The sequence below is a fragment of the Roseibium sp. Sym1 genome (assembly GCF_027359675.1).
Taxonomy (GTDB): Bacteria; Pseudomonadota; Alphaproteobacteria; order Rhizobiales; family Stappiaceae; genus Roseibium.
This window is the reverse complement of record NZ_CP114786.1, coordinates 4,405,270-4,418,315: the sequence shown is the minus strand read 5'-3', so window position 1 is coordinate 4,418,315 and position 13,046 is coordinate 4,405,270. Positions and strand designations below refer to the sequence as shown.

The following is a 13,046-nucleotide window of genomic DNA, read 5'->3' as shown; positions in this document are numbered from 1 at the left end:
CATGGAAAACCCCGCCCAAAACAAAGCCTTCCCGGTCTCCTGGGACATGTTCCACAGGGATTCGCGCGCCCTTGCCTGGCGCCTGTCCAGCGAAGGTGAATGGAAAGCGATCGTCTGCATCACCCGCGGCGGACTTGTGCCGGCCGGCATCGTCGCCCGCGAACTGGGCATTCGCACCATCGAAACGGTCTGCATTGCGTCCTATCACGACTATGACAGCCAGGGATCGCTCAAGGTCATCAAGCCGATCGACCCCAAGGTCGTTGATCTCGAAGGGGGAGAAGGCAGCGGCGTTCTGGTGATCGACGACCTGGTCGACACCGGCAAGACCCTGAAGGTTGTGCGCGAAATGCTGCCCAAGGCACATTACGCCACCGTCTATGCCAAGCCGGTCGGCGTGCCGATGGTCGACACGTTCATCACGGAAGTTTCCCAGGACACCTGGATCTATTTTCCGTGGGACATGGGATGGCAATTCCAGCCGCCGCTCTCGAAGGAAACCGCCGGCTGATCTGCCGCCCCGGCACGAGGCACCGCAACCGGCCGCGAACCGAGAAGGCGGCCATTGCCGGCATATTCCCGACATCAGTTACACCGGCCGATCGAGCATCCTGTTCGATCGGCCGTTTTTGTCTGCATGAACCATCCAAGAGGGATGTCAAGACGTCGCGAATCCGGTTCAATGCCGCAAAAGCGAAGCCCCTTCGTGGTTGCGATCCGTTGTTCACAGACATGCATCGTGCAATCACGAAGACCTCAACGGGATACGGAATGCTCAACCGACGCCTGTTCCTAGCCTCTGCAGCGGCTGCTCTCGCCGCTGGCTGCCAGTCAGGCCATCACAAGGGACCGCTGCCGCCGCGACCTTCGCCCGCCAACGCGCCGGCGACGACCGGCAGCAGCATTGCGCCGGAATACCAGCAATTGTACCGGGCCATGCCGGAGGAACGCTTTCCGATCCCCGCGGTCGATCTGAGCAAGATCGATCCCGTCTACTACCGTCAGCTGGTCGACTACTCGGCGCCGGAACCGGTGGGCACCATCGTCGTCGACACCCCCAACCGTTTCCTCTACCTGACCATGGAGGGCGGCAAGGCGATGCGGTACGGCGTCGGGATTGGCCGGGCGGGCTTTTCCTGGGGTGGACGGGCCAGGATCCAGCACAAGAAAGCCTGGCCCACCTGGACCCCGCCGGCGGAAATGATCGCCCGCGAACCGAAGCTCGAAAAATACCGTGATGGCATGCCGCCCGGCCCGCAGAACCCGCTCGGCGCACGTGCGCTCTATATTTTCGAAGGCAACCGGGACACGCTTTACCGCCTGCACGGCACGACGGAGCCCTGGTCCATCGGACGGGCGGTTTCGTCAGGCTGCGTCCGCCTGCTGCAGCAGGACGTGATCGACCTCTACAAACGTGTCCCGGAAGGAACGCCGATTGTCGTCAGGCAGGCCTGAGAAGCGCGTCGTCACCCGATCTCGATGACCACCGGCTTGACCGCGTCGATCCCGTCGAGGCGTACGTCACAGCCAATGGCATAGACCTCGACACCCGCCTTGCGGGCGGCAGCAAAGGCTGCCGCATAGGCCGGATCGATGTCTCCCGCCAGGTTGAGGCGGGCGCAATCCGGCCTCTGGACCAGGAACACCATGGCGGCCCGGTGGCCTTCTGCCACCATGTCCGCCAATTCGACAAGGTGCTTCGCACCGCGTGCCGTCACGCTGTCCGGAAATTCCGCAAGCCCGGGCTGACGCATCAGGTGCACATTCTTGACCTCGACATAGGTCCTGTCCCCCTCGCCGCCTTCCAGAAGGATGTCTATCCGCGAGTTCTTGCCGTATTTGACTTCCCGTCTCAGGGCGTCATAGCCGGCAAGCCCGTCGATGCGGCCCGCGGCGAGTGCTTCTTCCACGAGCCTGTTCGGATGCGCCGTGTTGATGCCGACAAGGGCGCCATCTGCCTCGATCACTTCCCAGGAAAACTTGAGCTTGCGCTTCGGATTGTCCGACTGCGACAGCCAGACGCGGGATCCGGGTTCCTTCAGGCCGAGCATCGACCCCGGGTTGGCGCAATGGGCGGTGACCGCATTGCCGTCATCCAGGAGCACGTCGGCCAGGAATCGCTTGTACCGCTTCACGAGACGGCCGCTGACAAGCGGCGCTGAGAATTTCATGCCAGGTATTTCCTTTTCGAAGCTCGGAGGCCGCCGGCAATCTCACTTCGACCAGAAATCGGGATCCAGCAGCACGAGAACGGTGAACAGCTCGAGGCGGCCGACCAGCATCGCAAAGGACAGAAGCCACTTGGCGCCATCGGGCAGAGGTGCGAAATGGCCAGCCGGACCGATCATGTGACCGAGACCCGGCCCGACATTGCCGACCGAGGTCGCGGCCGCGGAAATCGCGGTCACCAGATCCAGGTCGAAGAAGGACAGGGCCACCGTGATGATGCCGACCGATCCCATATAGACCACCAGGAAGGCCAGGACCGAGAAAGACAGTTCGGGGGTCAGCCGCGTGCCGCCATATTCTTCCGACATAATTCTGTGCGGCCGTACCATGCGGCGCAAATGCGCGCGCACCGTCCCGAAAAACACGAGAAACCGGAAGATCTTGATCCCCCCGGTCGTCGACCCGGTGCAACCACCGACAAACATCAGCAGCAAGGTAATGCCGACCACCGGCGCACCCCACTGGGAAAAATCGCCGAGCGCGTAGCCGGTCCCCGTTACGATCGACACCACGTTGAAGGTCGCCTTGAGCAACGCCTCATCGAACGGGAATTGCATGTTGACGCCGAGATAGACCGTCAGTGTCAGGGAAACGAGTGCCAGGAACCCGAGCAGGGCCCGCACCTGCGGGTCGCGCCAGAGCTGCAGTGGATGTCCGCGCAGCGCCTGCACGATCAGAACGAAAGGCAGGGCCCCGACCACCATGAAGAACACCGCGACCCAGCCCGAAGCCGGGTTGGTGAAATAACCGAAGGACAGGTCATGGGTGGAAAACCCACCGGTGGCGATGGTCGTCAGCGCGTGGTTGAAGGCATCGAAAAGCTGTATGCCCGTCGCCAGGTAGGCGGCGATGCAGGAAACGGTCAGGAACAGGTAGGCCAGGCCAATCAGCCGGATCAACTCCACGGAACGGCTGACGATCTTTTCCGAGCGGTCCGAACTTTCGCTTTGAAACAGCTGCATTCCGCCGATCCTGAGGAACGGCAGAAGCACGATCGCCATGACGACGATGCCGATCCCGCCCATCCACTGCATCAGCGAACGCCACACGAGCAGTCCCGGCGGCAGGCCGTCGAGGCCTGTCAGCACGGTGGATCCCGTGGTGGTAAACCCGGAAACGGCCTCGAACACGGCATCCGCGTAGCCGACGCCGAGCCACAGGAACGGCAAGGCCCCGAATGCGGGCAATGTTGTCCAGGCAAGTGTGGTGAGAATGAAGGTCTGGCGCGTGTCCAGCCCTTCGCGCAGCGAACCTCCGACGGCAATTGACAGGAGCATGCCGACCATGCCGGTCAGAAGCGCCGAGAACACGAAAGCCTGCCAATCCGCGTTCTTCTGGGCAACGTCCACGATCGCCGGAATGAGCATGGCGGTGGCCAGGCCGACATAGAGGAAGCCAAGAACATTCAAAACGGGTCGGAGAGAAATCAAGCGGCAATCATCCCAAAAATACCGGACCGGACGGTTTCCAAGCCGTTTCCGCCTCCCGTCCTACCCGCTTTCGGGTCAATTTCCAATGGGGCGCGCGCGCCGTCCCCGGAAGATGGCCCGGCGATCGCGCACCGCAATCTGCCCGCGTCACCGCAATCCGGCTTTTGGGCCGGAATTTTTTCCTCGTGTTCAGAATTTCGTAGCGAATGTCAATTACCTTTACGTGCTATGATAGAAAAAACTCCCTATACGTGAATTTAACAAGGATACGGTGAAATCAAACGTTTTGGTCTACACACGCTTGTGTTTCGGATCAGCTGCATCCTCGTCATAATGGTGCTTTGCAGCATCGGCCTGGTTTCGGGGCTGAGCTATTACGAACTGTCCGAAACGACGCGGGATAACTCCAAGATCCGAATTGACCGCGCGGCGCGTGCGGCGGTTGCGATCCTGTGTTTCGGAACCGACTCCGCCTTTCATCCGGACTATGATGACAGCGGCAACCCCCTCGCCTTGCGCATCGCCGCCGGGTCCGGCGCGGAACTGATGGGTCCGAGCGACAGGCTGACCCGCCTTGTTCAGGCCATGGGCCAGACCAACCAGGGCGCGGCCAATCTGTTCAAATGGGTTCCCGAAACCAGGTCCTTCGACCGTTTTGCAACAACCTTCCGGTCTCCTGACGGCAGCCCGCCTCCGGCCTTCTCGATCGTCGAGGGACATCCGGCATTCGTCAGCCTGGCCTCGGGCCATCCCTATGTCGGCAACGTTCCGGTACAGGGCCGGTTGCGGCTGGCCTACCTGACACCCGTTCTGGAGGGAGGTGGTGCCATCGCAGGGGCCCTGGCGGTGGATGTCGGCTGGGTTGACGATCTCATGCTTGCGGAACAACGCCTGCAGACCCGGATGGCGACAGCCGCAATCATGATCCTTGTCGCGGTTATTCTGGTTGGCGGACTGCTGCTGCGCTTTGAACTGCTGCCCCTGCGCCAACTCGCCCGCATGGCAGACGAACTGGCAGGCGGCACGCAGCCAAAGGACATTCCCTTCACGGAGCGCAAGGACGAAATCGGCGACCTCGCCCATGGACTGGAAAAGGTCACCGACCTGCAGGACAAGCTTCAAAAGCTTGCCTATACGGACCCGGTCACGACAGCCGGCAACCGGGCACGCTATTTCTCCGATCTCAGGAAATCGCTCAAGCGCAGCCAGGACGAGACCTTTTCTGCCTCTCTCATTCACCTGGATTTCAACGGCTTCGCCAAGGTGAACGACACATTCGGCCAACAGGTCGGCAACCGGATCCTGCTGCAAGCCTATGTGCGTCTGGCCAACATCTTCGGTCCCCACGCGCAGATAGCCCGCATTTCCGCGGATGACTTCTGTATTCTCCTGCCGTTCGACGGCGAAGGCAGCGTTGCCGAGGATTATGCCGTCCAGGCGCTCGACATGCTGTCCGCACCGTTTCACCTCGAAGAGGGTGAAATCCGGGTGGAACCGAGCATCGGCATCGCGCTACTTCCCCGTGATGCCGCAGATGTCGAAACCGCGCATCGGGTCGCGGGCCTGGCGCTGCGCTCGGCCAAGGACAAGGACGGGGCATGCTACGAATTCTTCTCGCCGCCGCTCAACGAGCGCGTCCAGAAGGAAATGCTCACGGAAACGCTGCTGAGAGCCGCCCTCAAGACCAGACAACTCACCCTGCATTACCAGCCGCAGGTCTGTCCCGCGGACGGACGCCTGGTCGGACTGGAGGCTCTGATCCGCTGGCCAAGCGAAAAGCGCGGTTTCATTCCACCGGGTGAATTCATTCCGATCGCCGAAAAGACGAGCCTGATACTGGAACTCGGACAATATGTATTGGAAGAGGCCTGCAGGCAGGCCGGCGACTGGCGCCGCGCCGGCTTCGATTTCGGACATATTTCGGTGAACGTTTCCCCGTTGCAGTTCCGCCAGCCCAATTTTGCCCGGACCGTGCGGAAGGCCTTGGACCTTCATGGCATGCCACCGCACCAATTGTGCCTGGAAGTCACGGAAAACGTCTTCTTCGACACCAGTGAGCAGTCGGTGCACGACATTCTGTCCGAACTGCAGAGGATCGGGGTTCAGCTGTCCCTGGACGATTTCGGTTCGGGCTATTCGTCGCTGACCTATCTTCACAAGCTGCCTTTCCAGGAGCTGAAGATCGACCGCTCCTTCATTGCCGGCGCGGACCAGAACACGCAGAAGGAACAACTGTTCCAGGCAATTGTCGGCCTCGGCCGAAGCCTGGGCCTGCGCGTGATCGCGGAAGGCGCCGAAACGGAGGGGGAATTTGCCCTGACAGTGACCCACGGCTGCGACGTGCTGCAGGGCTACTACTGCGCACCGGCGGTTCCTGCCGGCGACGTTCAGGCACGGTACAAGGCCTTTCATGACGCGCTGGAAAGGCGCCGGGGCACACAGGGACGAGCGGCCCGCAAACGCGCCTAGACGCCTTCAAGCCGATCCGGCGCGCCGTTGTTTCCTGCCGTTCGGCCAGGAAACCGCGGCACCTCAGCCCGAGAGTTTCCCGGTCATGAGGATGGGAGCGGCATCCAGCTGATGCGCATTCATCATTTCTGCAATGCGTTCGATCGCCGAGACCAGCTGCTCCCGGTCGTCCGGTGCGAGCGCGTCGAATTTCTTCTCGAATTCCTCATGCAGCAGTCCCGGCAGGTCGGACGCGACCACCTCCCCCTCGCTGGTCAGCCTGGCATGAACGATTCGACGGTCAGAGACCGACCTGTAGCGTTCGATGAGCCCTTTTTCCTCCAGTTTGTCTAGGATTGTCACGACCGTCGCCGAGCTGAGATCCGCGTTCTCCGAAAGCGCCTTGGTGGTTACTTCTCCAAGATCGCGAACGCCTTGAAGAACAACGATTTGCGGGATTGTCAGTCCGGTCTGCCTGGACACCTCCCTGGAGCGCAAGTCAATGGCCCGAACGATCTTGCGGATGGCCTTGACCACTTGCGATGATTCCATCGCCTGCATTGTTACCCCCCTATTCATTTGAACTCTAATGATTAGAGTTCTATATAGTGCTCGTCTTTTCAGGAAACGGAGAAATTTGTCAATATGTGCGGCATTTGCGGCGAAGTGGTTTTTGGTGGCGCTCAAGCGGACGTCGTCCGGGTTTCCCGGATGGCCGAGGCGATGGAAGCGCGCGGACCCGACGGCATGGGCGTGACCCAGCGAGGCCGGGTCGCCTTTGGCCACCGGCGCCTCAAAATCATTGACTTGAGCGAGCGCGGTGCACAGCCGATGACCGACATGGCGCTTGGCCTGTCCCTTGTGTTCAACGGCTGCATCTACAATTACCAGGAACTGCGCGAAGAGCTGAGCGCCAAGGGGTACGCCTTCTTTTCCACCAGCGACACCGAGGTCATTCTCAAGGCCTGGGCCGAATGGGGCAAGGACTGCTTCTCCCGCTTTCACGGCATGTTCGCCGTCGCCATTCACGAGCACGAGAGCGGCCGCATCCACCTGGCCCGCGACCGGTTCGGCATCAAGCCGTTCTACCTGAGCGAGGCCGGCGGCCGCCTGGCCTTTGCCTCGTCCCTGCCCGCACTGCTGGCAGGCGGCGGCGTCGACACCTCGATCGACAAGGTCGCCCTGCACCACTACATGAGCTGGCACGCAGTGGTTCCCGCGCCGCGCACGATCCTGAACGGCGTGCGCAAGCTGCCCGCCGCCACGGTGCGCTCGATCGAAACCGACGGAAGCTCGAACGATTACACCTACTGGGCACCGGGTTTTGAAAAGTCCGCCGAAGACCTGGCCCGCAGCGCCGACGACTGGCGCGACGCGGTGCTGGAAAGCCTGCGCACCGCCGTGCGCCGGCGCATGGTTGCGGATGTTCCTGTCGGCGTGCTCCTGTCCGGCGGGGTCGATTCCAGCCTGATCGTCGGTCTCCTGGCAGAGGAAGGCCAGAAGGGCCTGGCGACCTTCTCCATCGGCTTCGAGGAAGCCCACGGCGAAAAGGGCGACGAATTCCAGTATTCGGATCTGATCGCCGACCATTACGGCACCAATCACAACAAGATCTTCATCCCGTCCTCGCAGCTTCAGGAAAACCTGCCCGGCGCGATCAGGGCGATGTCGGAGCCGATGGTCTCCTACGACAATATCGGCTTCTACCTGCTGTCCCGGGAAGTCTCCAAGCACATCAAGGTGGTCCAGTCCGGCCAGGGGGCGGACGAGGTCTTTGCCGGCTATCACTGGTATCCGAAAATGACCGGGTCGAACCAGCCGGTCCAGGACTATGCCGCCGCCTTTTTCGACCGGACCGAAGCGCAGATGGCGGAAGCCGTGTCGCCCGCCTATCACTGCGACCGCGACGAAAGCCTTGCCTTTGCCGAGGCCCATTTCGCACAGGCCGGTGCCGAGGATCCGGTCGACAAGGCGCTCCGGCTCGACACCAACGTGATGCTGGTGGACGACCCGGTCAAGCGGGTCGACAATCATTCCATGGCCTGGGGGCTTGAGGCACGGGTGCCTTTCCTCGATCATGAGCTTGTCGAACTGGCCGGCCGCATACCGGCGGAGTTCAAGCTTGCCCAGGAAGGCAAAGGCGTTTTGAAGGAAGCCGCCCGCCAGGTGATCCCGAGCGCGGTGATCGACCGCCCGAAAGGGTATTTCCCCGTGCCGGCGCTGAAATACATTCAGGGCGACTATCTGGACATGGTGCGCGACACGCTGTCCAGCCAGGCAGCCAGGGACCGCGGCCTTTTCAATCAGGCTTACCTCGACAAGCTGTATGCGGATCCGACCAAATACATCACGCCGCTGCGCGGCTCCGAATTGTGGCAGGTCGCGCTGCTGGAGATGTGGTTGCAGGCACAGGAGGTCTGAAACATGGCCGAAAATGAACCTTCCCGCCCGAAGGGCGCGTTCGACCATCGCCTGAAGCGCATGCGCGAGCACGGGCTCAAGCCGGAATACCGGCTTGAACAGGAAACCGAGGCCCAGAAGGACCGCTACATCAATTGCGGCTGGGGCCGCCTCGTGTTCGCCAACACCTATCAGGACACCGGCAAGCTGGTCGAGGTCCTGCGCAACGAGCGCCCGGACCGGCGCGACATCGCCTTCTACGTGCGCGATCCGCATGTGCTGGTGGGCTCGGCACCGCAGGAACTGTTCCTGGATCCGTCCCACACGTTCCGGCTGAACCTGGCGACCTACCGTCCGGCGCGCAGCCGGCGCAGGGGGTTCACCGTGCGCCGGCTGTCCTCGCGCAGCGACGCGGAGGCAATCAACGAGCTCTATATCAGCCGGGGCATGGTTCCGGTGCCGCCGGAATTCTTCTGGTCGGACCTCGATCCGCGCACCACGACGATCCTTGTGGCGGAGGAGGACGACACCGGCACGATCGTCGGCACGGCCATGGGGATCGATCACAACCGGGCCACCAGCGGAGCCGACCAGGGCAGCTCGCTCTGGTGCCTGGCCGTTTCGCCCCAGGCCCGTTTTCCCGGTGTCGGTGAAGCGCTGGTACGCCGTCTGGCCGAGGTCTTCAAGGGCAAGGGCATACCGCACATGGACCTCTCGGTCCTGCATGACAACGAACTTGCGATCGGACTTTACGAGAAACTGGGATTCGAGCGCGTGCCGTATTTCACGGTCAAGCGCAAGAACACGATCAACGAGTCCCTGTTCGCCGGCCCGGCGCTCGAGGACAAGCTCAATCCCTACGCAACGATCATCGTAAACGAGGCGCGCCGCCGCGGCATCCAGACCGAGATCATAGACGCCCAGGGCGGTTTTTTCCGGCTGTCCTACGGCGGCCGGTCGGTCGCGTGCCGGGAATCCTTGAGCGAATTCACCAGTGCCGTCGCCATGTCCATTTGCGACGACAAGGCCACCACACGCCGGATCGTCGAACGTGCCGGCGTCGAGGTGCCTGACCAGGTGCTTGCCGGTTCGGCCGACGAGATCTCGGCCTTTCTCGACAAGCACGGTTCGGTGGTCGTCAAGCCGGCGCGCGGCGAACAGGGCAAGGGCATCGCCATCGGCCTGACCACGACCGAAGACATCATGGCGGCCGTCGAGGTTGCACGGACCTTCTCCAACGATGTCCTGATCGAGGAATGCGTCACCGGCCAGGATCTGCGGCTCGTGGTGATCGACTACAAGGTCGTTGCCGCAGCCCTGCGCAAGCCTGCCGAAATCACCGGGAACGGCAAGGCCACCATCCGGGAGCTGATCGAATTCCAGTCCCGACGACGCTCCGCGGCCACCGGCGGTGAATCAAGAATCGTTATCGACGACGAGGTCGACAGGTGCCTGCAGGCAAACGGCTACACCCTGGAGGATGTCCTGCCGGAAGGCCAGGTCCTGCCCGTCAGGCGAACGGCCAACCTGCACACCGGCGGTACCATTCACGATGTCACCGGAGAGACCCACCACACGCTCATTGATGCCGCCATCAAGGCGGCCCGGGCGATAGAAATTCCCGTCACAGGCATTGACTTGATGGTCAAAGACCCCCGACAACCTGAGTATCGCTTCATCGAAGCGAACGAACGGCCGGGGCTGGCAAATCACGAACCGCAGCCCACGGCCGAGCGCTTCGTGGATTTCCTTTTCCCCCTGTCGGTGCCACAGCCGGTCAGGACGACCTTGAACAGAGCCGGGACATGACCCTTCTGAACATCGACATTCCTTATCTGACGGAGAAACTTCAGGACCTTCTAAAAATCCCGAGCCCCACGGGGTACACAGACGAAATCGTTCGGCACGTCTGCAAGGAACTCGAAAAACTCGGCGTCTTTTACGAAATCACGCGCCGCGGCGGCGTACGTGCACGTGTGTCCGGCATCAAGCGCAAGCCGGCCCGAGCCTTCGTCTCGCATCTGGACACGCTCGGCGCCCAGGTGAAGTCGTTGAAGGACAATGGCCGCCTGGAACTGGTGCCCATCGGGGCGTGGTCCGCCCGCTTCGCCGAAGGCGCCAGGACCACGATCTTCTCCGAAAGCGGAGCTTACACCGGCACGATCATGCCCCTGAAGGCATCCGGTCATACCTATAACGACGAAGTCGACAAACTGCCCGTCGGCTGGGACTTCGTCGAGCTGAGGGTTGACGCCTATTCCAAGAGCACCGACGACTTGCACCGTCTCGGAATCGATGTCGGAGACTTTGTATCGATCGATCCGGCACCGGAATTCCTGGACAACGGGTTCATCGTGTCGCGCCATCTCGACAACAAGGCGGGGGTGGCCGTGATGCTGGCGGCGCTGAAGGCGCTGGTGGAGTCGGACATCGAACCGACGGTGGACGTGTTCTGGCTGTTCACGATTGCCGAGGAAACCGGTCATGGTGCCCAGTCGATCCTGACACCTGACATCGCTTCGCTCGTGGCAATCGACAACGGCACGACCGCCCCGGGCCAGAATTCGGACGAGTTCGGTGTCACCGTCGCGATGGCCGATCAGACCGGCCCGTTCGATTACCACCTGACGCGGAAAATGGTTCAGCTGTGCCGCGACAACGACATCAAGTTCCAGAAGGACGTGTTCCGCTATTACCGCTCGGATGCGGCCACCGCGATCGAGGCGGGCGCGGATGTGCGCACGGCCCTGATCACCTTCGGCGTCGATGCCAGCCACGGCTACGAGCGCATCCACATGCATGCGCTGCGGTCCCTGGCCGAGCTGGCCACCGGCTACGTGCTCAGCCCGGTCGAGATCCAGCGCGACGCCCGTGAATTCGCCGACCTCAAGGGCTTCACCCGCCAGCCGACGGCGGACGCGGACCAGACGCTGGCCCCGGAAGTGGACGAGCCGTTGCCCGAGCCGGCTGCGGAGCCGGCCGCCGAATAGGTCTTGTCCGGAAGATACCTGCCGCGAAAATTTCGCGGCAGGTGTGGCCTTCAGCTATTCCAGCAGCTCGGCAATCATGTGCCAATGCCATGAGCCCGGCTTGCGGTGCAGCTTGTCTTCCAGGGAGCGCAGTTCGAAGCCGCCGAAGAGCTCCACCAGCTCGGCCGCGTTGCAATAGAAATGCGGGTGATCCTTGTCGTCGTCGCCGTCACGCACGAACGTGTCCCGCGCCACTTCCGTTCCAAGGCCGAAATTTCCGTTGCGCTTGGACAGCATGGTCCCCTGGTAGGTTCCGCCCGGCTTCAGCACCCGCGCGATCTCGGAAATGGCGCTTTTCACGATCTGCGGATCGCCGTGATAGATCACGTTGAAAGAAAGCACGTAGTCGAAGGAATTGTCCTCGAACGGCAGGTCCGTCATCGGAGCTGGCTGCGCCGTGATGGTCAGGCCTTCGGCCCCGGCGTTTTTTCTCAGCTCCGCCAGACCGGCTTCCGCCATGTCCACGGCATGTGTGTCAAAGCCGGCCCGGGCAAAGGCAAGCGCATGGCGGCCGACGCCGCAGCCGAGATCCAGCGCTCTGACAGGTCCAGTCTGCTGCAGCGAGACGATCAGCGCCGCGACATCATCGGCGGGTTTCACCCAGTCGGCCCGGCCTTCTTCCGTTTGCCAGCGCTTGTCCCAGGCAAAATAGGCGGTGTCGGTCTTTTCAAGGGTCTGCATGTCACTCATCGGGATGATCCCTCCAGAATACGGCTGCGGGCAAAGCTGCCGAGCCGTTCAACAAAAAGAACCAGCACGAAGATCATCAGGATGATGGTCATGGCGAGCTGGTAGTCGAAAAAGTCCATCGCCACCTTCAGCTCGATACCGATCCCGCCGGCCCCGACAAGACCGAGCACAACCGAAGACCGGGTCGCCTTTTCAAGCGCGAACAGGGAGGTGGTGATGAAGGACGGCATGGCGGCCGGAACCACCGCACAGAAGATCGTGTCGAACTTGCCCGCGCCCGCGGCCATCAGCGCCTCGCTCGGCCCCTTTTCGACATCCTCCATGGATTCGGCGAAGAACCGGCCGCAGAAGCCGACCGTGTCGACCGCAATCGCGAGGGTTCCGGCAAACGGCCCGAGCCCGACGGTGATGACGAAAACCAGCGCCCAGACGAGGTCCGGAACGGTGCGGAACAGGGCGATCAGCAGCCGCGATGCGCTGTAGAACACCCGGGAGACGGCCGTCTGCCGCGTCAGGCCTTTCGCTGCCAGAAGAGCCAGCGGCAGACTGATGACGATCCCGATGATGGTGCCGGCCAGCGCCATCTGGAAGGTCTCGATCAGAGCCCTGGTGAGCTGCGGCAGCCGTTCGAGCGAAGGCGGCCAGGTGCGGGACAGGAAATCGGCCATGGCCGGACCGCCGGAGACCAGCGCGGAAAACGACCAGCCTGCGCCCTGGAACGACCAGATGACGAAGGCGGCCAGCGCCACATAGGCCGTGAATTGCAGCGCGCCCGGGCGTTCGAACCGGGTCGGCATCGGGCCATGTCTTGAAAGAAATG

The 13,046-nt window shown here is 62.2% G+C and carries 11 protein-coding genes; 6 read left to right on the top strand and 5 right to left on the bottom strand.

Translation table 11 applies throughout. The annotated features are described in order from the left end of the window. Position 1 precedes the first annotated feature (1 nt). Entirely contained in the window at positions 2-511 is a 510-nt protein-coding gene (gpt, locus tag O6760_RS20105; protein ID WP_269581484.1) for a xanthine phosphoribosyltransferase, read from the top strand. A 260-nt stretch (positions 512-771) separates the two neighbouring features. After that, the gene (locus tag O6760_RS20100; RefSeq protein WP_269581483.1) at positions 772-1,455 is read left to right on the top strand and encodes a L,D-transpeptidase; all 684 of its coding nucleotides are present in this window, start codon (positions 772-774) and stop codon (positions 1,453-1,455) included. A gap of 11 nt (positions 1,456-1,466) precedes the next feature. Here O6760_RS20100 and sfsA read toward each other — a convergent pair whose 3' ends face one another. Next, positions 1,467-2,171: a DNA/RNA nuclease SfsA gene (sfsA, locus tag O6760_RS20095; protein WP_269581482.1), complete on the bottom strand. Its 705-nt coding sequence runs from the start codon at positions 2,169-2,171 to the stop codon at positions 1,467-1,469. A 42-nt stretch (positions 2,172-2,213) separates the two neighbouring features. Continuing rightward, positions 2,214-3,638, bottom strand: coding sequence for a TrkH family potassium uptake protein (locus O6760_RS20090; protein WP_269586320.1), 1,425 nt, complete (start codon positions 3,636-3,638; stop codon positions 2,214-2,216). 354 nt (positions 3,639-3,992) lie between these two features. Between O6760_RS20090 and O6760_RS20085 the strand changes: the two genes are divergently transcribed. Beyond that, positions 3,993-6,128 carry a putative bifunctional diguanylate cyclase/phosphodiesterase gene (locus tag O6760_RS20085; RefSeq protein ID WP_269581481.1) on the top strand — a complete coding sequence of 712 codons (2,136 nt, stop codon included), beginning with the start codon at positions 3,993-3,995 and terminating at the stop codon, positions 6,126-6,128. A gap of 63 nt (positions 6,129-6,191) precedes the next feature. On the opposite strand, the gene O6760_RS20080 is transcribed toward O6760_RS20085, so the two are convergent. Continuing rightward, positions 6,192-6,668, bottom strand: a complete 477-nt coding sequence (locus O6760_RS20080; RefSeq protein ID WP_269581480.1) for a MarR family winged helix-turn-helix transcriptional regulator — start codon at positions 6,666-6,668, stop codon at positions 6,192-6,194. Positions 6,669-6,752: 84 nt separating this feature from the next. Between O6760_RS20080 and O6760_RS20075 the strand changes: the two genes are divergently transcribed. The 3 genes from O6760_RS20075 to O6760_RS20065 are packed head-to-tail and all read left to right on the top strand — an operon-like array spanning position 6,753 to position 11,497. Continuing rightward, on the top strand, positions 6,753-8,528 hold the full coding sequence (locus O6760_RS20075) for an N-acetylglutaminylglutamine amidotransferase (protein ID WP_269581479.1): 1,776 nt from the start codon (positions 6,753-6,755) through the stop codon (positions 8,526-8,528). 3 nt (positions 8,529-8,531) lie between these two features. Beyond that, a complete protein-coding gene (gene ngg, locus O6760_RS20070; RefSeq protein WP_269581478.1) occupies positions 8,532-10,316 on the top strand; it encodes an N-acetylglutaminylglutamine synthetase in 1,785 nt (594 codons plus the stop codon). Continuing rightward, entirely contained in the window at positions 10,313-11,497 is a 1,185-nt protein-coding gene (locus tag O6760_RS20065; protein WP_269581477.1) for an osmoprotectant NAGGN system M42 family peptidase, read from the top strand. Before ngg ends, O6760_RS20065 begins: the two co-directional genes overlap by 4 nt. A 54-nt stretch (positions 11,498-11,551) precedes the next feature. Here the strand turns inward: O6760_RS20065 and O6760_RS20060 are convergent, their stop codons facing one another. Continuing rightward, positions 11,552-12,226, bottom strand: a complete 675-nt coding sequence (locus tag O6760_RS20060) for a class I SAM-dependent methyltransferase (protein ID WP_269581476.1) — start codon at positions 12,224-12,226, stop codon at positions 11,552-11,554. Then, positions 12,223-13,023 carry a phosphonate ABC transporter, permease protein PhnE gene (phnE, locus tag O6760_RS20055; protein ID WP_269581475.1) on the bottom strand — a complete coding sequence of 267 codons (801 nt, stop codon included), beginning with the start codon at positions 13,021-13,023 and terminating at the stop codon, positions 12,223-12,225. Before phnE ends, O6760_RS20060 begins: the two co-directional genes overlap by 4 nt. Positions 13,024-13,046: the final 23 nt, after the last annotated feature.

Bases quoted from the DNA above. Each gene is read 5' to 3' on its own strand.
- gpt (WP_269581484.1), top strand. From the start codon at position 2: ATGGAAAACCCCGCCCAAAACAAAGCCTTCCCGGTCTCCTGGGACATG.
- O6760_RS20100 (WP_269581483.1), top strand. From the start codon at position 772: ATGCTCAACCGACGCCTGTTCCTAGCCTCTGCAGCGGCTGCTCTCGCC.
- sfsA (WP_269581482.1), bottom strand. From the start codon at position 2,171: ATGAAATTCTCAGCGCCGCTTGTCAGCGGCCGTCTCGTGAAGCGGTAC.
- O6760_RS20085 (WP_269581481.1), top strand. From the start codon at position 3,993: ATGGTGCTTTGCAGCATCGGCCTGGTTTCGGGGCTGAGCTATTACGAA.
- O6760_RS20080 (WP_269581480.1), bottom strand. From the start codon at position 6,668: ATGCAGGCGATGGAATCATCGCAAGTGGTCAAGGCCATCCGCAAGATC.
- O6760_RS20075 (WP_269581479.1), top strand. From the start codon at position 6,753: ATGTGCGGCATTTGCGGCGAAGTGGTTTTTGGTGGCGCTCAAGCGGAC.
- ngg (WP_269581478.1), top strand. From the start codon at position 8,532: ATGGCCGAAAATGAACCTTCCCGCCCGAAGGGCGCGTTCGACCATCGC.
- O6760_RS20065 (WP_269581477.1), top strand. From the start codon at position 10,313: ATGACCCTTCTGAACATCGACATTCCTTATCTGACGGAGAAACTTCAG.
- O6760_RS20060 (WP_269581476.1), bottom strand. From the start codon at position 12,226: ATGAGTGACATGCAGACCCTTGAAAAGACCGACACCGCCTATTTTGCC.
- phnE (WP_269581475.1), bottom strand. From the start codon at position 13,023: ATGCCGACCCGGTTCGAACGCCCGGGCGCGCTGCAATTCACGGCCTAT.